This window comes from Curtobacterium sp. PhB128 (assembly GCF_004340725.1).
Classification (GTDB): Bacteria; Actinomycetota; Actinomycetes; order Actinomycetales; family Microbacteriaceae; genus Curtobacterium.
The window spans coordinates 456,133-474,501 of sequence record NZ_SLUR01000001.1 but is presented as its reverse complement, the minus strand read 5'-3'; the positions used below and the strand labels follow the sequence as shown (position 1 = coordinate 474,501).

Sequence of the window (18,369 nt, the reverse complement as noted above, 5' to 3'; positions counted from 1 at the left end):
TCCCTTTGCCAGAGACGTTCGGCCCGACCGGCGGCAGTGACTCGTTCGACGAGTTCCTCGCCCGCCTCCTCGCGGCGCAGAACGCCGGTGACCCGCAGCGCCCCCGTGCGTTCGGCCGACCGGTGGACATCACGCGGCTCCTCAGCCGCCGTACCCACGAGCTGCTCCAGCACACCGCCGAGTACGCGGTGTCGCAGGGGCAGCACGAGCTCGACGCGCTGCACCTGCTGCACGTGCTCGTCCGCACCGAGCCCTTCGACGCCGTCGTCCGTTCCGCCGGGGTCGACCCCGAGCGCCTCGCCGCCGAGATCGAGCAGCGCCTGCCGATGGCCCGCGAGCCGCAGCCCGAGCAGACCGGTCGTCCTGCCCTGACCGGCACGGCGCAGCGCATCCTCGTCGAGGCCACCCAGGCCGCGCGGGGCTTCGGCAGCACCTACACCGACCCCGAGCACGTCTTCTTCGCGCTCGTGACCGACCAGGAGACCGTCACCGGGCAGCTGCTCGCCAGCGCCGGTGTCACCCCGCAGGCCATGCAGGACTACGCCCAGCAGGCCGCGGCAGCAGCACGAGAGGGGCGCCCCATGCCAGGAACCGGTGCAGCGACCGGAACGGCCGACACCGACGGCGAGAGCGACACCCCGACCCTCGACCAGTTCGGCACCGACCTCACCGCGCGGGCCCGTGACGGTCGCATCGACCCCGTCATCGGTCGTGCCGACGAGATCGAGCAGGCGGTCGAGATCCTGCTCCGTCGCACCAAGAACAACCCCGTCCTGATCGGCGAGCCCGGCGTCGGGAAGACCGCCATCGTCGAGGGACTCGCCCAGCGCATCGTGGACGGCGACGTCCCGTCGCTGCTGCAGGGCAAGCGGGTCGTCGCCCTCGACCTGCCCGGCATGCTCGCCGGCACCCGGTACCGCGGCGACTTCGAGGAGCGCCTGACGAAGGCCATGGACGAGATCGCGGCGCACGCCGACGAGCTCATCGTCTTCGTCGACGAGCTCCACACCGTCGTCGGCGCCGGTGGTGGCGGTGAGGGCGGCTCGATGGACGCCGGCAACATCCTCAAGCCCCGGCTCGCCCGCGGCGACCTGCACCTGGTCGGCGCGACCACCCTGAACGAGTACCGCCGGATCGAGAAGGACGCCGCACTCGAGCGTCGCTTCCAGCCGGTCACGGTCGGGGAGCCGAGCGTCGAGGACGCCGTCGCGATCCTGACCGGCCTCTCACCCCGGTACGAGGAGCACCACGGCGTCGTCTACACGCCGGAGTCGCTGCGCGCCGCCGTCGAGCTCTCGCACCGGTACGTCACCGACCGGCACCTGCCGGACAAGGCCATCGACCTCATCGATCAGGCCGGTGCACGGCGCCGGCTCGCCCGCTCGGGTGCCGTCGACGTCGAGGCCCTGCGCGACCAGGTCGCCGAGCTGCTCGCCGAGAAGGACCGCGCGGTCGCCGAGGAACGGTACGAAGAGGCGTCGCGCATGCGCGACGAGACGGTCGGACTGGAGGCCCGGATCGCCGCCGCCACGTCGGCGGACGCTCCCCGCGCCTCCCGTCCCGAATCCGTGGGCACCTCGATCACGGAACGCGACATCGCCGGTGTGGTGTCGCGTGCCACCGGCATCCCGGCGACGCGCCTGACCCAGGGCGACCGCTCGCGGCTCGCCGTGCTCGAGCAGGAACTGCACGAGCGCGTCGTCGGCCAGGACGACGCCGTCGCGGCGATCGCGAAGGCCGTCCGACGCAGCCGGACCGGCATGGGCGACCAGCGTCGACCCGTCGGCAGCTTCCTGTTCCTCGGCCCGACCGGCGTCGGCAAGACCGAACTGGCGAAGGCCCTGGCGTCGTCGCTGTTCGGTGACGAGTCCGCCATGCTCCGCTTCGACATGAGCGAGTTCGGCGAGCGGCACACCGTCTCGCGGCTGGTCGGGGCGCCTCCCGGGTACGTCGGCTACGACGAGGCCGGGCAGCTCACCGAACGCGTGCGTCGGAACCCGTACTCGGTGATCCTGCTCGACGAGGTCGAGAAGGCGCACCCCGACGTGTTCAACCTGCTGCTGCAGGTGCTGGACGACGGTCGACTGACCGACGGCCAGGGGCGCACGGTGGACTTCCGGAACACCGTCGTGATCATGACGTCGAACATCGGCTCGGAGTTCCTGGCCTCACGGTCGGGCGCCCTCGGCTTCGCGCCCGTGGGTTCCACTGACGGGTACGGCGAGGATGACCTCCGCGCCCGGGTGATGGGCAAGCTCCGCGAGGCCATGCGGCCGGAGTTCATCAACCGCATCGACGAGATCGTGCTCTTCCGCAAGCTCGACCGGTCGCAGATCACGTCGATCGTGTCACTGCTGCTGCAGGACACGGCGCTCCGGCTCGTCGCGCAGGACATGGTGCTCTCCGTGTCCGACGCCGCGGTCGACTGGCTCGCCGACCACGGGTACGAGCCCGAGTACGGCGCCCGTCCGCTCCGCCGGCTCATCCAGCGCGAGGTCGACGACCGCATCGCGACGCTCGTGGTCGACGGTGGCGTGACCGCCGGGGACACCGTGCGGATCGACGTCGTCGACGACGTGCTGACGGCAGCGGTGGCGGAACCCGCGACGCTGTAGCAGCCGTTCGCCCACGAAGGCCCGGTACCGATTCGGTACCGGGCCTTCGTGGCGTCCGGGTGCGGTGCGGGGTGTTCGGGAATGCAATTCCGGAGAAATCGGAGAAAGGGGTTGCGCTGCGAATTGCGGGGCCGATAGTGTTCACTCGTCGCGAACCGCTGCAGTGCAGCCGGGGAACGACTCCGACAGCTCGAGACCGAAAGGGGGCCGACCATGATGATCACCGCAACCACTCCGTTCCGTGGAATCCGTGGACGCGTCGGCACCCCGTTCCGCGTCCGCTGACCCGGAGCGTTCCGCCTTCTGCCGACATCTGTGTCGTTCGATCCTCGTCTCGTGACGAGTCCGTCGCCTGACACTTCGCGCTGAGCCGTTCTGGCTCGCGTCGAACCGGCTCCGTCGATCGCCGATCGGTCCCGATCCGTGTGCTCCGTGCACGCGATCGGACTGCGTCGATCGTGGCCGGAGAATGTCGGCGGTCGGTGCGACGCTCTCGGTACCGGAAGTCATTCAGTACCGCGTCGTCGGACATTCCTCCGGTGACCGCGGAATGCATTCTCACGCATTCATTTTGTCCTGCCCGTGTTCCGGGCGATCCACTCCTGCCCGTGTGCCGGGCAGCTCCGTCATGCCCTGAAAGGGATCACCGTGTCATCGAAGACCGCCACCCGTCCTCCCGATACCCGCGCAGCGCGCCACCGGGTCTCCCTCACCGACCGCATCGCGCTGCGCATCGGCATGTCGCTCATCATCTGGAGCCGCCGGACCCGCCGGGACCGTCCGGTGATCGACCACGCAACACGGCTGCAGCTCGACCGCGAGCGGCAGCAGCGCGAGAACGACCTGCTCCTGCAGGCCGCACTCATGCGCGCCTGGCGCTGAGCCGGATCGGACACCCCACCGTCGCACCGTGCGACCGTCGCCGTCCCGTGCCCGCTTGGTGGCTCGGTGCGAGGGGACAGCCCCGCACCGAGCCACCGTCGGCGCACCGGCCGACGCAACCCGCACTGTGCGCCGCACCGACGACGGCGCACGCCGCGACCGACCTCGCATCGTGCGCCGACGTGTCGGACGCACCCCGGGCCTCCCGTACCGTTGGCGGGTGACCGAAACCGCAGCTGCACTCGTCGAACGCCTGACCGCCGTCGTCCCGGACTTCCCGAAGCCGGGGGTGCTGTTCCGCGACGTGACGCCGGTGTTCTCGGACGCCGTCGCGTTCGGCCGCGTGTGCGAGGCACTCGCCGCGCCGTTCGCCGTCGGTGCCGGGTTCGACGCCGTCGCCGGCATCGAGGCGCGGGGCTTCGCCCTCGCCGGCGGGATCGCCGCGCAGCACCAGGTGGGCGTGCTCACCGTGCGCAAGGCCGGCAAGCTGCCGGGCGAGGTCCTCAGCGAGCAGTACGCACTCGAGTACGGCGAGGCCGAGCTCGAGCTGCGTCCGGGCCAGCTCCCCGCGGGCACCAGGGTCCTCGTCGTCGACGACGTCCTCGCCACCGGTGGGACCGGCGCCGCCACCATCACGCTGCTCGAACGCGCGGGCTACCAGGCGGTCGGGTTCGCCGCGCTGCTCGAGCTCGACGGGCTTAACGGACGCGAGCGACTCGAGCCGCGCCTGCCCGTCACGACGCTCGGCGCCGTGCCCGCCTGAGCCCCACGCGCGCACTAGTCTTGACGCACCATTTCGAACGAGGAGTCCCATCATCGTGACCGAGTCAGTCGCCGCAGCGCCGGAGAGCGCCGAGCCCGCAGCCGTGCCCCAGGCACCCGAGCCCCGCACCGCGACGACGACCACGACGGGCACCGAGCTCTTCGACGGTGAGCGCGGCGTCGTCGCGATCCGCGTCGACGGTGTCCTGAAGGACCTCGCTGCCGACGTCGCCGCCGGCGAGACCGCCGAGGCCGTCACCCTGCAGGAGCAGGACGGGCTCGACATCCTCCGTCACTCGGCCGCGCACGTGCTCGCGCAGGCCGTCCAGCAGATCAACCCCGAGGCCAAGCTCGGCATCGGGCCGCCCGTCACCGACGGCTTCTACTACGACTTCGACGTCGCCGAGCCCTTCACCCCCGAGGACCTCAAGGCCATCGAGAAGGGCATGGACCGCATCGTCAAGCAGGCCCAGCGCTTCCGCCGCGTGGTCGTCTCGGACGAGCAGGCGCGGGAGCTGATGGCGGGGGAGCCGTACAAGCAGGAGCTCATCGGGCTCAAGGGCGCGGCGACCGACGGCGACTCCGGCGAGAGCGTCGAGGTCGGCGCCGGCGAGCTCACCGTGTACGAGAACGTCGACCCGAAGTCGGGCGAGGTCGTCTGGCAGGACCTCTGTCGGGGCCCGCACGTGCCGCACACCCGCTGGATCGGCAACGCCGCGAAGCTCATGCGCGTCGCGGCCGCCTACTGGCGCGGCTCCGAGAAGAACCCGCAGCTGCAGCGCATCTACGGCACCGCCTGGCCCGACAAGGACCAGCTCAAGGCCTACCTGGTGCGCCTCGAAGAAGCCGCCAAGCGCGACCACCGCAAGCTCGGTGCCGAACTCGACCTGTTCTCGTTCCCCGACGAGATCGGTTCCGGCCTGGCGATCTTCCACCCGAAGGGCGGCATCATCCGCCGCGAGATGGAGGACTACTCGCGCCGTCGGCACGAGGAGAACGGTTACTCGTTCGTCTACACGCCGCACATCACCAAGGGCGACCTGTTCGAGACCTCCGGGCACCTCGGCTGGTACAAGGACGGCATGTTCCCGGCCATGCACATGGACGAGGCGAAGGACGAGGACGGCAACGTCACGCGTCAGGGTGCCGACTACTACCTCAAGCCGATGAACTGCCCGATGCACATCCTGGCGTACCGGTCGCAGCCGCGTTCGTACCGCGACCTGCCGCTCCGGATGTTCGAGTTCGGCACGGTCTACCGCAACGAGAAGTCCGGCGTCATCCACGGCCTCACCCGGGTCCGCGGCATGACCCAGGACGACGCGCACATCTTCACCACGCAGGAGAAGATGAAGGAGGAGCTGACCACGACGCTCGAGTTCGTGCTCTCGCTGCTGCGCGACTACGGCCTCGACGACTTCTACCTCGAGCTCTCGACGAAGGACCCGGAGAAGTACGTCGGCGACGACGAGGTCTGGGACGTCGCGACGAACACCCTGCGCGAGGTCGCCGAGGAGTCCGGTCTCGAGCTCGTGCCCGACCCCGCCGGGGCCGCCTTCTACGGCCCGAAGATCTCGGTGCAGGCCCGCGACGCCATCGGCCGCACCTGGCAGATGTCGACCGTGCAGCTCGACTTCAACCTGCCCGAGCGCTTCGGCATCGACTACACCGCGGCCGACGGCTCCCGCCAGCGCCCGGTGATGATCCACCGCGCGCTGTTCGGCTCGATCGAGCGGTTCTTCGGCGTGCTGACCGAGCACTACGCCGGCGCGTTCCCGGCCTGGCTGTCGCCGGTGCAGGTCGTCGGCATCCCCGTCGCGGCTGAGTACGGCGACTACCTCGACGAGGTCATCGCGAAGCTCCGGTCGCACGGCGTCCGCGCCGAGGTCGACCACTCGGACGACCGCATGCAGAAGAAGATCCGCACGCACACCAAGGCGAAGGTGCCGTTCCAGCTCATCGCCGGCGGCGACGACCGCGACGCCGGTGCGGTCTCGTTCCGCTTCCGTGACGGGCGCCAGGACAACGCCGTGCCCGTGGACGAAGCGGTCGACCGCATCCTGACGGCGATCCGCGAGCGCGCGCAGGTCTGATGACGGACGAGCAGGACCCGCTGGTCATCCGGGACGCCGCCACCGGTGCGGCCGTCCCGGATGCCTTCCAGCGCCTGTGGAACCCGCACCGGATGGCGTACATCGACGCCGGGCGCGAGGGCACGGGCCGCGGGCACGCAGACGACTGCCCGTTCTGCGAGGCACCGCGGAAGTCCGACGAGGACGCCCTCATCGTCGCCCGGGGCGAGCACGCCTACGTGCTGCTCAACCTGTTCCCGTACAACAACGGACACCTGCTGGTCTGCCCGTACCGCCACGTGCCGCTGTACGACGAGGCCACGCCGGACGAGCTCCGCGAGATGGGCGAGCTGACCCAGACCGCGATGCGGGTCCTGCGCGCCGTGTCGCACTGCGACGGCTTCAACATCGGCATGAACCAGGGCGAGGTCGCGGGGGCCGGCATCGCCGCACACCTGCACCAGCACATCGTGCCGCGGTGGCAGTCCGACGCGAACTTCTTCCCGATCATCGCGCGGACGAAGTCGATGTCCCAGATGCTCGGGGACACCCGCCGACTGGTCGCCGAGGGCTGGCCGGCAGCGGACTAGACTGATCGGCATCATGAGCGACAGCACCAGCACCTCCGGCACCCCTGGCACCTCGATCACCGGCTCCGACCGCGTCAAGCGCGGCCTCGCCGAGATGCTCAAGGGCGGCGTCATCATGGACGTCGTCGACGCCGAGCAGGCCCGCATCGCGGAAGAAGCAGGCGCCACCGCGGTCATGGCGCTCGAGCGCGTCCCCGCCGACATCCGCGCACAGGGCGGCGTCGCCCGCATGTCCGACCCGTCGATGATCGAGGAGATCATCGCCGCCGTGTCGATCCCCGTCATGGCGAAGGCCCGCATCGGCCACTTCGTCGAGGCGCAGGTCCTGCAGGAGCTCGGCGTCGACTACATCGACGAGTCCGAGGTGCTCTCGCCCGCCGACTACGTCAACCACATCGACAAGTGGAACTTCACCACGCCGTTCGTCTGCGGTGCCACCGAGCTGGGCGAGGCGCTCCGTCGCATCACCGAGGGCGCTGCGATGATCCGTTCCAAGGGCGAGGCCGGCACGGGTGACGTGTCCGAGGCCACGAAGCACATCCGCACGATCAACAAGGAGATCGCGGCGCTGCGCCACCTCAAGGAAGACGAGCTCTACGTCGCCGCCAAGGAACTGCAGGCGCCGTTCGAGATCGTGCGCGAGGTCGCCCGCACCGGCAAGCTCCCCGTCGTGCTCTTCACCGCCGGTGGCGTCGCCACCCCGGCCGACGCCGCGATGATGATGCAGCTCGGCGCGGACGGCGTGTTCGTCGGCTCCGGCATCTTCAAGTCCGGCGACCCGGCGAAGCGTGCCGCCGCGATCGTCAAGGCCGTCACCTTCCACGACGACCCCAAGGTCATCGCCGAGGTCTCGCGTGGTCTGGGCGAGGCGATGGTCGGCATCAACGTCGCCGACGTCCCCGCGCCGCACCGCCTCGCCGAGCGTGGCTGGTAGCACGGCGAGCAGTGCTCGGCCCCGCATCGGGGTCCTGGCGCTGCAGGGTGACTTCCGCGAGCACATCGCCTCGTTGACGGGGCTCGGCGCCGACGTGGTGCCGCTCCGTCGCCCCGAGGAGGTCGCGGCGCTCGACGGCGTCGTGATCCCCGGCGGCGAGTCGAGCGTGATGGACAAGCTGTCCCGGGCGTTCGGCGTCGCCGAGCCCCTCGCTGCTGCCATCCGCGACGGCCTGCCGACGTACGGCACGTGCGCCGGCATGATCATGCTGTCGTCGCGGATCACCGACGGCATCAGCGGTCAGCAGACCCTCGACGTGCTCGACACCACGGTTCGTCGGAACGCGTTCGGCAGCCAGAACGATTCGTTCGAGGTCGACGTCCCGATGCCCGAGCTCGGCGACGCCCCCGTGCACGCGGTCTTCATCCGTGCCCCGGTGGTGGAGCAGCACGGCCCCGGTGTCCAGGTGCTCGGCGCGCTGGCGGACGGGCAGGTCGTCGCGGTGCAGCAGGGCAACGTCCTCGCCAGTGCGTTCCACCCCGAGGTCGCCGGCGAGGACCGCTTCCACCGCCGATTCCTCGCCATGGTGCGCAGCGCCTGACGTGCGCCGCGGGCCCTGGGCCCGACCGCCTGCATGCCCGCACCGGCGGGGCGGGGCGGCGCCGGGCCTCCCGGCTGGGTAAACTGACCCCGACTTTCCGCAAGACGCAAGGAGAACCGTGTCCGGGCATTCCAAGTGGGCGACGACCAAGCACAAGAAGGCCGTCATCGACGGCCGCCGTGCCAAGTCGTTCGCCAAGCTCATCAAGAACATCGAGGTCGCCGCGAAGATGGGCGGCGCCGATCTGTCGGGCAACCCGACGCTGGTCGACGCGATCCAGAAGGCCAAGAAGACCTCGGTCCCGAACGACAACATCGACCGCGCCGTCAAGCGCGGTGCCGGCCTGACCGGTGAGTCGATCGAGTACACGACGATCATGTACGAGGGCTACGCCCCGAACGGCGTCGCGATGCTGATCGAGTGCCTCACCGACAACAAGAACCGCGCAGCGGCCGAGGTCCGGACGGCGATGTCCCGCAACGGTGGCACCATGGCCGACCCGGGCAGCGTCGCCTACAACTTCTCGCGCAAGGGCGTCATCTCGGTCACGAAGACCGACGGCCTCGACGAGGACACCGTCATGACCGCCGTGCTCGACGCCGGTGTCGAGGACGTCATCGACCAGGGCGGCGGCTTCGAGATCATCACCGAGGCCAGCGACCTCGTCGCGGCCCGCACTGCGCTGCAGGACGCCGGCATCGACTACGACTCGGCCGACGCCGAGTTCGTCCCCGGCCTCAAGGTGCCGGTCGACGCCGAGACCGCCCGCAAGGTCTTCCGCCTGATCGACGCGCTCGAGGACAGCGACGACGTGCAGAACGTCTACGCCAACTTCGACGTGCCGGCGGACGTCCAGGCCGAGCTCGACGAGGACGAGGGCGAGTAGCCGTGCTCCGTGTGCTCGGGGTGGACCCCGGGCTCACCCGGTGCGGCGTCGGCGTCGTCGAGGTCGCACCGAACCGGCGCGCACGGCTCGTCCACGTGACGGTCGTGCGCACCCCGGCGGACATGCCGCTCGAACAGCGGCTGCTCCGCATCGCCGACGGCATCGCCGCCGAGATCGACGAGCACCACCCGGACGCGGTCGCCGTCGAGCGGGTGTTCGCCCAGGCGAACGTCCGCACCGTGATGGGCACCGCCCAGGCGGCCGGGCTCGCGCTGCACGCCGCGGCGGCCCGCGGGCTGCCCGTCGGCCTGCACACGCCGTCCGAGGTCAAGGCGGCCGTCACCGGCTACGGCAACGCCGACAAGCGCCAGGTGCAGACGATGATCGCGCGCGTGCTCGGTCTGGCCGAGGCCCCGAAGCCGGCCGACGCCGCCGATGCGCTCGCGCTGGCCGTGTGTCATGCCTGGAGGCTCGGATCACCTGACGTCGCCGGCGAACGTGCCACGAACCTCACCCCGGCACAACGCGCGTGGCGCGACGCACAGGGCGGCACCGTCGACTCCCCGCTCGCCCGTGCGGCCGCTGCCGCGGCCCGGCCGCGTGGCTCGTCGGCCGCGTCGGTGGGCGGCCGTAGGCTCGGGGCATGATCGCGAGTCTCCGGGGTACCTGCATCGACATCGCCGGTTCCGGCGTGGTGATCGAGGCCGGGGGAGTCGGGTACGCCGTCACCGTGACCCCGGCCCACGCGCTGACGATGCGCCACGGGTCCGAGGTGTTCGTGCGCACCGCGATGATCGTGCGCGAAGACGAGCACCTGCTCTTCGGCTTCGAGTCGACCGACGCCCTCCAGGTGTTCGACCTGCTGCGCAGCGTCACGGGCGTCGGGCCCAAGTCCGCGATGGGCGTCCTGGCCCACATGGACCCGTCGCAGGTCGCGAACGCCGTCGCGAAGGACGACGACGGCGCCTTCCGCAAGGTCTCCGGCATCGGCCCGAAGACCGCGAAGCTCATCATCCTCGCGCTCACCGGCAAGCTCGCCGCGTTCGAGCAGGCCGCCGTCGTCACCGCCGGCCGCGGCACTGCTGCCCACCCGGCCGCGACCGACGTCGTCTCCGCACTGATCGGCCTCGGCTGGCGCGAGGACGCAGCACAGACCGCCGTCGACGAGACCGTCGCGAACGAGCCAGGGGCCGCGGCCATGGGCACGCAGGCGCTGCTCCGCGCCGCGCTCGGTGCGCTCCGGCCCGCCGGTGCCGGTCGATGAGCGGCATCACGTCCGCCGGAGCCGAGTCGCAGGAAGAACTCGCGTTCGAAGGTGCACTCCGGCCGCGGTCGCTCGACGAGTTCGTCGGCCAGCGGAAGGTGCGCGGGCAGCTCGACCTGCTGCTCAAAGCCGCGGGCATGCAGGACCGCACCCCGGACCACATCCTGATGGCGGGTCCTCCCGGCCTCGGCAAGACCACGCTGGCGATGATCGTCGCGCACGAGACCGGGCGTCCGTTGCGGATGTCGAGCGGTCCGGCGATCCAGCACGCGGGCGACCTGGCTGCCGTCCTGTCGTCGCTCGTGCCGGGCGAGGTCCTGTTCATCGACGAGATCCACCGGATGGCGCGCTCGGCGGAAGAGATGCTCTACCTGGCGATGGAGGACTTCCGGATCGACGTCATGGTGGGCAAGGGCGCCGGCGCGACGAGCATCCCGCTCGACCTCGCGCCGTTCACCCTGGTCGGTGCCACCACCCGCGCCGGCCTGCTGCCGAACCCGCTCCGCGACCGCTTCGGCTTCACGGCGCACCTCGAGTTCTACGAGAAGGACGAACTCGAACAGGTCCTGATCCGCGCCGCGCACCTGCTCGAGCTCGACATCGACCGATCGGCGCTGCGGGAGATCGCCGGGCGTTCCCGGGGCACCCCGCGCATCGCGAACCGGCTGCTCCGCCGGGTCCGCGACTACGCCCTCGTGCACCGCACCACCGACGGCATGGCGGCCGTCCAGGGTGCACTTGACCTGTACGACGTCGACGAGCTCGGGCTCGACCGCCTCGACCGCGCCGTGGTCGAGATCATGCTGACCCGCTTCGACGGCGGACCGGTGGGGCTGAACACCCTCGCGGTCTCGGTCGGAGAAGAGTCCGAGACCATCGAGTCGGTCGTCGAACCCTTCCTCGTCCGGGTCGGTCTGGTCACGCGAACCCCGCGCGGCCGCATCGCGACCCCGGTCGCGTGGCGGCACCTCGGCCTCACCCCCGGGCAGGGCGTCGGGCCGCTCCCGGGCCTGTTCGACGACACCGACACCACCGACTAGCGGCCGATCGGTCGGGTGACATGCCACGCACAGTGGCGTGCCCTAGACTGCTACGGCCCGAAACCGAGCAACCAGAGAAGGCAACTGCATCATGGGTCAAGAAGTCATCCTCATCGTCATCGTCGTGGCGTTCGCGGCCTTCATGTTCTACAACAGCCGCAAGCGCAAGAAGCAGCAGGGCGAGCTCGCCACCAAGATGGTGCCGGGTGCTCGCGTGATGCTGTCCTTCGGCCTGTACGGCACGCTCCTCTCCGTCGACGACGAGAAGGTCACCGCCGACGTCGAGATCGCCCCCGGCACCGTCGTCACCGTGCACCGCCAGACCCTGTCGCGCGTCGTCGACGACAGCGCCTCGGACATCGAGACCACCGCGACGGCGGAGGACGAGGCCAAGCCCGTCGCCGAACTCAACGGGGAGCCGGTCTACGGCGAGCGGGTCGACAACGACCGCCTCGACGAGACCGACTCGAAGCGCAAGTCCGACGACTGACGCCCTCGGCCGCCGGGTCGTCTGACCCGGCGGCTTCCCTCTGCCGTCGTGCCTGAGCGCCGACGGTCCTGAACAGAAAGACGAGACGACCGGTGGCACGATCGACACCCGTCAAGAAGGCGCTGCGCTCGCTCACCTGGTTGGTGATCCTGATGGCGATCCTCGCCGGCCTGAACACCGCCGCGACGATCCTCGCCGGCAGCTCGAAGGACGACACGGACAAGTGGTACCAGGGCGCGAGCTGGGTTCCGGAGCTCGCACTCGACCTGCAGGGCGGCACGCAGCTGACCCTCGCGGCGCAGAACACCGAGGGCGACTCGGTGACCTCGCAGCAGCTGCAGCAGGCGGTGGAGATTATCCGCCAGCGCATCAACGCCACCGGCGTCTCCGAGACCGAGATCAACACGCAGGGTGCGAACAACATCGTCGTGTCGATCCCCGGTCGGCCCGACAAGGCCACGATCGACCGCATCGAGGCAGCGGCGAAGCTGACGTTCCGCCCCGTGCTCTTCACCGAGGCCGCGACGAACTCCGCCGTCGGTGACGACGGGAAGTCCACCGCCTCGCCGACGCCGTACTCGCCGCCCGCATCGCTCGCGGCGACGCCGAGCGCGAAGCCGACGAACGCCAGCGACGTCAACTGGATCACCCCGGCGCTGCAGGACCTGTACACCAACTACAACTGCGCGGCTCCGGACGACGTCACCTCTGCTCCGGACGACGAGCCCCTCGTCACGTGTGACGCCGACGGTGCGTCGAAGTACATCCTCGGCCCGGTCGAGGTCTCCGGTGCGAACATCAGCAACGCCACCTCGGGTCTGGCCACCGACTCGCAGGGCACGTCGACGGGCCAGTGGGCCGTCAACCTGACCTTCGACGGCCAGGGCACGAAAGACTTCCGCACCGTCACGAACCGCCTCGTCTCGCTGCAGGCACCGCAGAACCAGTTCGCGATCGTGCTGGACGGCTCGGTCATCACGGCCCCGTCCACGAACTCCGCCATCACCAACGGCAAGGCGCAGATCACCGGCTCGTTCACGGCCGAGTCGTCGAAGACGCTCGCCGACCAGCTCAAGTACGGTGCACTGCCGATCAACTTCCAGGTGCAGTCGAACGAGAACATCTCGGCGACGCTCGGCACGGCGCAGCTCATCGGCGGTCTCGTCGCGGGCCTGATCGGCCTCGGCTTGGTGATCATCTACTCCGTCATCCAGTACCGGGCGCTCGCGTTCGTCACGGTGCTCTCGCTCGGAGTGGCCGCCGTCCTGACCTACCTGGTCATCGCGATCATGTCCTGGCGCGTCGACTACCGCCTGTCCTTGGCGGGTGTGGCGGGTCTGATCGTCGCGATCGGCATCACGGCGGACTCGTTCATCGTCTACTTCGAACGCATCCGTGACGAACTCCGCGACGGTCGTGCGCTCGAGAGCGCGGTCGAGTCCGGCTGGAAGCGTGCACTCCGCACGATCCTCGCGTCCGACGCGGTGAACTTCCTCGCTGCCGTCACCCTGTACGTGCTCGCGGTCGCCGACGTGAAGGGCTTCGCGTTCACGCTGCTCCTCACGACGCTGATCGACATCGTGGTGGTCGCGCTCTTCACCCACCCGATGATGCAGCTCATCTCCCGCACCCGGTTCTTCGGCGAGGGGCACAAGTTCAGCGGGCTCGACCCAGCGGCGCTCGGTGCGGTCTACAAGGGGCGTGCGCAGTTCCGCGCCCCCGTGGTGGACGGCAAGCGCCAGCGCAGTGCCGGTGAGGCGCAGCGCCGACAGACGATCGCGGAGCGGAAGGCCCAGCAGGCCTCCGGCGACAACGGCTCGACGCCGGACGGGAAGGACGACTGATGGCCAGCTTCAGCCAGTTCGGCAGCGACCTCTACACGGGGAAGCGGTCGTACGACATCATCGGGCGACGCAAGACCTGGTACCTCATCGCGCTCATCATGATCGTGATCTCGCTCGCCACCCCGTGGCTGCGCGGCGGGTACCAGCTCGGCATCGAGTTCACCGGTGGTTCCGAGTTCACCCTGTCGGACGTCAAGAACACCGACCAGAGCATCGCGACGGACACCGTCGAGCGTGTCGTCTCGGACGAGATCCCGCGCGTCTCCCAGCTCGGCACGCACGGCATCCGCGTGCAGACCGGCCAACTCACCGACCGTCAGACGACCGAGGTGCAGGACGCCCTGGCCGAGGCGTACGACGTGCCGGAGAGCCAGGTCGCGGCGACGTTCATCGGTGCCACCTGGGGCGCCGACGTGCTCGCCCAGGCGATCCGCGGTCTGGTGATCTTCCTCGCCCTGGCCGCCGTGTTCATGACGCTGTACTTCCGCACCTGGAAGATGTCGCTCTCCGCGATGGCCGCGCTGCTGCACGACCTGTTGATCACGGCCGGTGTCTACGGCATCGTCGGGCTCGAGGTCACGCCCGCGGCGGTGATCGGATTCCTGACGATCCTCGGGTACTCGCTCTACGACACCGTGGTGGTCTTCGACAAGGTGCGTGAGAACACCGCGCAGGAATCGATCCGCACGTTCAAGCAGTCGGTGAACCTCGCGGTGAACCAGACGCTCGTCCGCTCGATCAACACCTCCGTCGTGGCGCTGCTGCCGGTCGCGGCGATCCTGTTCATCGGGTCGTACGTGCTCGGTGCGGGCACGCTCCGCGACATCTCGCTCGCACTGTTCATCGGCATCATCGTCGGTACCTACTCGACGATCTTCATCGCGTCGCCGATGTACGCCCAGCTGCGCGAGAACGAGCCGAAGATCAAGCAGGCCGACGCCAAGAAGATCCAGGCGGCAGAGAAGCGCCAGCGCGAGGTCGACGCCGACGCCGACGCGAAGGCGACCGCCTGATGCCGATCGAGATCACCGAGGTCGACGTCGCCGAGGCGCGTCGCCGGCTCGAGTCGGGGTCGCGGTTGTTCGACGTCCGTGAGCAGGGGGAGTGGGACGAGGTCCACGCTCCCGAGGCCACGCTCGTCCCGATGTCCGAGCTGGTGAACCGCTGGCAGGAGATCGACGGCGGCGACGAACCGGCGATCATCGTCTGCCACTCGGGTGCTCGTTCGGCCCGGGTGGTCGCGGCACTCGAACAGTCCGGTGTCTCCGCGGTCAACCTGACCGGCGGCATGGTCGCCTGGGAGCAGTCCGGCGCCCCGGTGGTCCGCGACGCCCAGGGCGAACCGGTTCACGAGCACTGACCGGACACGCGTAGTGTTGGCGGATCGAGCTCGGATCGAGCTCTCGGACCGAGTCCTGGGAGGCGCATCATGACGGACACCCGCGAAGAGCCGTCCGCGCCGAGCCGCCCCGGCTCCGCCCAGCGGCCGACCAGCCCCCTCGGACCGAACACGACAGGCAACCTCGGTTCCCTCCGCTCGCTGCTGCCGCGCCTGTTCTCCCGCGCCCAGCCGGCCGGCGCCGTGGACACCCTGATCCGCACGGTGCGCTCGCACCATCCCAAGGCCGACGTCACGCTCATCGAGCGCGCGTACTCGGTCGCCGAGCGCGCGCACGACGGTCAGAAGCGCAAGTCCGGCGAGCCGTACATCACACACCCCGTCGCGGTCGCCCAGATCCTGGCCGACCTGGGCATCGGGCCGATCACGATCGCCGCCGCGCTGCTCCACGACACGGTCGAGGACACCGACTACCAGCTCGACCAGCTCCAGGTCGACTTCGGCGACGAGATCGCCATGCTCGTCGACGGCGTCACGAAGCTCGACAAGGTCAAGTACGGCGACAGCGCCCAAGCCGAGACGGTCCGCAAGATGGTCATCGCGATGTCGAAGGACATCCGCGTGCTGGTCATCAAGCTCGCGGACCGGCTGCACAACGCCCGCACCTGGGGCTTCGTCGAGTCCACCTCCGCCACCCGCAAGGCGAAGGAGACGCTCGAGATCTACGCGCCCCTCGCGCACCGGCTCGGCATCCAGATGATCAAGCTCGAGCTCGAGGACCTGTCCTTCGCGGTCCTGCACCCGAAGCTCTACGTCGAGATCGACAGCCTGGTCAAGGAACGGCAGCCGAAGCGCGAGCAGTTCGTCCAGAACGTCATCGGCACGCTCAAGAAGGACCTGAAGGCCGCGAAGGTCCGCGGCGAGGTCATGGGGCGGCCGAAGCAGTACTACTCGATCTACCAGAAGATGATCGTGCGGGGTCGCGAGTTCGACGAGATCTACGACCTCGTCGGCATCCGGGTGCTCGTGCCGACGGTGCGCGACTGCTACGCCATGCTCGGTTCGGTGCACGCGCGGTGGACGCCGCTGCCCGGCCGGTTCAAGGACTACATCGCGACGCCGAAGTTCAACCTGTACCAGTCGCTGCACACCAGCGTGCTCGGGCCGCAGGGGCGCCCGGTCGAGATCCAGATCCGCACGCACGAGATGCACCAGCGCGCCGAGTTCGGTGTCGCCGCGCACTGGAAGTACAAGCAGCGCGCTGCGGGCCGCGACGTCGGCACCTCGTCGACCACCGACGACCAGGACATGGCGTGGCTCGCCCACATCACCGACTGGCAGGCCGAGACGAGCGACCCGGGGGAGTTCCTCGACTCGCTCCGCTACGAGATCGGCGCGAAGGAGACCTACGTCTTCACGCCGCAGGGCAAGGTCATCGGCCTGCCCGCCGGCGCCACCCCGGTGGACTTCGCGTACGCCGTGCACACCGAGGTCGGGCACCGCACCATGGGCGCCAAGGTCAACGGTCGCCTCGTCCCGCTCGAGAGTTCGCTGTCGAGTGGCGACGTCGTCGAGATCTTCACGTCGAAGAACCCCGACTCCGGTCCGTCGCAGGACTGGCTGAAGTTCGTCAAGAGCCCTCGGGCACGCAACAAGATCAAGCAGTGGTTCACCAAGGAGCGCCGCGAAGAGGCGATCGAGCAGGGCCGCGACGCCATCGCGCGCGCCGTGCGCAAGCAGAACCTGCCGCTCCAGCGGATCATGAGCCAGGACACCATCGCCGAGGTCGCCTCCTCGATGCGCTACGACGACGTCTCGGCCCTGTACGCCGCGGTCGGCGAGGGGCACGTCTCGACGCAGTCGGTCATCGAGAAGGTCCTGGGCAGCGTCCAGAGCGACACGGAGACCGACGAGCCGGAGCTCACGTTCCCGCGCCAGGTCACGAGCCGTCAGCTGCGCACGAGCGACAGCGGCGTGTTGGTGCGCGGTGCGCCGGACATCCTGGTGAAGCTCGCGAAGTGCTGCACCCCTGTGCCGGGCGACCAGATCGTCGGGTTCATCACCCGCGGGCAGGGCGTCTCGGTGCACCAGTCGTCGTGCACGAACGTCAAGTCCCTGATGAACGAGCCCGACCGGATGATCGAGGTCGAGTGGGCCCCGTCGTCGAAGTCGGTGTTCCTCGTGCAGATCCAGATCGAGGCGCTCGATCGGTCGGGGCTGCTCAGCGACGTCACCCGGGTGCTCACCGACCACCACGTCAACATCCTGTCGGCGACGGTCTCGACCTCGTCCGACCGGTTGGCGCTCAGTCGGTTCGTGTTCGAGATGGGTGACACCATCCACCTCGACCGGGTGCTGAACGCGGTCCGACGCATCGACGCCGTCTACGACGTCTACCGCGTCAGCGCGGGCTGAGCACGGCCCGAGCACGCGTCGCCTCGGGCTGAGCAGGACCCGAGCGCGCGTCGCCGCGCGCTCAGCACGGCCCGAGCCCGCGTCAGCGTGCGCTGAGCAGCCCGCGCAGCCGCCGTTCGGCCTGCCGCGCCATCGGGATGGTCCCGAGGCCGCTCAGGCGCGCGTGCAGCTCGTCCACGGACACCGCCCCGATCGTCAGCAGGCCGTCGACGGCCGCTGCCCGCTCGAGATCCCAGTCACCCGGGGTGCGGAGCAGGTCGACGGCGGTGCGCGCCGGCGTCGTCACGACGGTCTGCACGGACCCCAACCGGACCACGTCGACGGGCTGGAGCGCGACCTCGCGCAGGTGCAGGCCCGGCCCGACCGCGATGCGCAGCTGCGGTGGGACGCTCGCCTCGATCGGGTCCGGTGGCCGCGACGCCGCGCCCCAGACCCACGCAGCGGTCCGGCCGGAGGCGACGAGCCGCGCGTCGCCGAAGACCCACGATGCCGCGGTCGCGCGCAGCGCCGGGTCCTGCGGCGTCGCGGGGGAGGCCCAGCACGGCCCGACGGGCACCAACTCGCCCGCGAGCACGGCAGCGCGCAGCTCCGCTTCGGGCCAGGCGTCCGTGGTCAGGAGACGGGAACCGGGCACC

Annotated in this window: 17 protein-coding genes; 16 read left to right on the top strand and 1 reads right to left on the bottom strand. The window is 69.9% G+C overall.

Features of this window, described 5'->3' with window-relative positions:
* Positions 1 to 5: 5 nt before the first annotated feature.
* The 16 genes from EDF23_RS02115 to EDF23_RS02040 all read left to right on the top strand — a co-directional run bounded on the left by EDF23_RS02115 (position 6) and on the right by EDF23_RS02040 (position 17,734).
* Complete coding sequence (locus EDF23_RS02115; protein WP_131920187.1) at positions 6 to 2,615, top strand: ATP-dependent Clp protease ATP-binding subunit; 2,610 nt, start codon at positions 6 to 8, stop codon at positions 2,613 to 2,615.
* Between the two features lie 648 nt (positions 2,616 to 3,263).
* Positions 3,264 to 3,497: a hypothetical protein gene (locus tag EDF23_RS02110; RefSeq protein WP_131880088.1), complete on the top strand. Its 234-nt coding sequence runs from the start codon at positions 3,264 to 3,266 to the stop codon at positions 3,495 to 3,497.
* Positions 3,498 to 3,717: 220 nt separating this feature from the next.
* Positions 3,718 to 4,260 carry an adenine phosphoribosyltransferase gene (locus EDF23_RS02105; RefSeq protein ID WP_123292807.1) on the top strand — a complete coding sequence of 181 codons (543 nt, stop codon included), beginning with the start codon at positions 3,718 to 3,720 and terminating at the stop codon, positions 4,258 to 4,260.
* Positions 4,261 to 4,363: 103 nt separating this feature from the next.
* Positions 4,364 to 6,352 (top strand): threonine--tRNA ligase, encoded by a 1,989-nt coding sequence (gene thrS / locus EDF23_RS02100; RefSeq protein ID WP_131920662.1) that lies wholly within the window; start codon positions 4,364 to 4,366, stop codon positions 6,350 to 6,352.
* A complete protein-coding gene (locus EDF23_RS02095; RefSeq protein ID WP_123671781.1) occupies positions 6,352 to 6,921 on the top strand; it encodes an HIT domain-containing protein in 570 nt (189 codons plus the stop codon). Before thrS ends, EDF23_RS02095 begins: the two co-directional genes overlap by 1 nt.
* Before the next feature lie 13 nt (positions 6,922 to 6,934).
* On the top strand, positions 6,935 to 7,855 hold the full coding sequence (gene pdxS / locus EDF23_RS02090) for a pyridoxal 5'-phosphate synthase lyase subunit PdxS (protein WP_111084046.1): 921 nt from the start codon (positions 6,935 to 6,937) through the stop codon (positions 7,853 to 7,855).
* Positions 7,845 to 8,456 carry a pyridoxal 5'-phosphate synthase glutaminase subunit PdxT gene (gene pdxT, locus EDF23_RS02085; protein WP_131920185.1) on the top strand — a complete coding sequence of 204 codons (612 nt, stop codon included), beginning with the start codon at positions 7,845 to 7,847 and terminating at the stop codon, positions 8,454 to 8,456. Before pdxS ends, pdxT begins: the two co-directional genes overlap by 11 nt.
* A gap of 118 nt (positions 8,457 to 8,574) precedes the next feature.
* Complete coding sequence (locus tag EDF23_RS02080) at positions 8,575 to 9,342, top strand: YebC/PmpR family DNA-binding transcriptional regulator (protein WP_111084044.1); 768 nt, start codon at positions 8,575 to 8,577, stop codon at positions 9,340 to 9,342.
* A 2-nt stretch (positions 9,343 to 9,344) separates the two neighbouring features.
* Positions 9,345 to 9,989 carry a crossover junction endodeoxyribonuclease RuvC gene (gene ruvC, locus EDF23_RS02075; protein WP_111084043.1) on the top strand — a complete coding sequence of 215 codons (645 nt, stop codon included), beginning with the start codon at positions 9,345 to 9,347 and terminating at the stop codon, positions 9,987 to 9,989.
* Positions 9,986 to 10,606, top strand: coding sequence for a Holliday junction branch migration protein RuvA (gene ruvA, locus EDF23_RS02070; RefSeq protein WP_111084042.1), 621 nt, complete (start codon positions 9,986 to 9,988; stop codon positions 10,604 to 10,606). Before ruvC ends, ruvA begins: the two co-directional genes overlap by 4 nt.
* A complete protein-coding gene (gene ruvB, locus EDF23_RS02065; RefSeq protein WP_111084041.1) occupies positions 10,603 to 11,646 on the top strand; it encodes a Holliday junction branch migration DNA helicase RuvB in 1,044 nt (347 codons plus the stop codon). The genes ruvA and ruvB overlap by 4 nt, the downstream gene beginning before the upstream one ends.
* 91 nt (positions 11,647 to 11,737) lie before the next feature.
* Complete coding sequence (locus tag EDF23_RS02060) at positions 11,738 to 12,136, top strand: preprotein translocase subunit YajC (RefSeq protein ID WP_131920183.1); 399 nt, start codon at positions 11,738 to 11,740, stop codon at positions 12,134 to 12,136.
* Between the two features lie 92 nt (positions 12,137 to 12,228).
* Positions 12,229 to 13,980, top strand: a complete 1,752-nt coding sequence (gene secD / locus EDF23_RS02055; protein ID WP_123292812.1) for a protein translocase subunit SecD — start codon at positions 12,229 to 12,231, stop codon at positions 13,978 to 13,980.
* On the top strand, positions 13,980 to 14,993 hold the full coding sequence (secF, locus tag EDF23_RS02050) for a protein translocase subunit SecF (protein ID WP_123292813.1): 1,014 nt from the start codon (positions 13,980 to 13,982) through the stop codon (positions 14,991 to 14,993). The genes secD and secF overlap by 1 nt, the downstream gene beginning before the upstream one ends.
* Positions 14,993 to 15,340 carry a rhodanese-like domain-containing protein gene (locus EDF23_RS02045; protein ID WP_131920181.1) on the top strand — a complete coding sequence of 116 codons (348 nt, stop codon included), beginning with the start codon at positions 14,993 to 14,995 and terminating at the stop codon, positions 15,338 to 15,340. The genes secF and EDF23_RS02045 overlap by 1 nt, the downstream gene beginning before the upstream one ends.
* 69 nt (positions 15,341 to 15,409) lie before the next feature.
* A complete protein-coding gene (locus tag EDF23_RS02040) occupies positions 15,410 to 17,734 on the top strand; it encodes a bifunctional (p)ppGpp synthetase/guanosine-3',5'-bis(diphosphate) 3'-pyrophosphohydrolase (protein ID WP_228505676.1) in 2,325 nt (774 codons plus the stop codon).
* A gap of 82 nt (positions 17,735 to 17,816) precedes the next feature.
* On the opposite strand, the gene EDF23_RS19085 is transcribed toward EDF23_RS02040, so the two are convergent.
* Entirely contained in the window at positions 17,817 to 18,368 is a 552-nt protein-coding gene (locus tag EDF23_RS19085) for a type IV toxin-antitoxin system AbiEi family antitoxin (RefSeq protein WP_165900975.1), read from the bottom strand.
* Position 18,369 lies beyond the last annotated feature (1 nt).

What these genes read in the sequence shown, in the direction of transcription:
- EDF23_RS02040 (WP_228505676.1), top strand. Translation starts at nt 15,410, where the DNA reads ATGACGGACACCCGCGAAGAGCCGTCCGCGCCGAGCCGCCCCGGCTCC.
- pdxS (WP_111084046.1), top strand. Translation starts at nt 6,935, where the DNA reads ATGAGCGACAGCACCAGCACCTCCGGCACCCCTGGCACCTCGATCACC.
- secF (WP_123292813.1), top strand. Translation starts at nt 13,980, where the DNA reads ATGGCCAGCTTCAGCCAGTTCGGCAGCGACCTCTACACGGGGAAGCGG.
- ruvA (WP_111084042.1), top strand. Translation starts at nt 9,986, where the DNA reads ATGATCGCGAGTCTCCGGGGTACCTGCATCGACATCGCCGGTTCCGGC.
- EDF23_RS02060 (WP_131920183.1), top strand. Translation starts at nt 11,738, where the DNA reads ATGGGTCAAGAAGTCATCCTCATCGTCATCGTCGTGGCGTTCGCGGCC.
- EDF23_RS02095 (WP_123671781.1), top strand. Translation starts at nt 6,352, where the DNA reads ATGACGGACGAGCAGGACCCGCTGGTCATCCGGGACGCCGCCACCGGT.
- ruvB (WP_111084041.1), top strand. Translation starts at nt 10,603, where the DNA reads ATGAGCGGCATCACGTCCGCCGGAGCCGAGTCGCAGGAAGAACTCGCG.
- EDF23_RS02045 (WP_131920181.1), top strand. Translation starts at nt 14,993, where the DNA reads ATGCCGATCGAGATCACCGAGGTCGACGTCGCCGAGGCGCGTCGCCGG.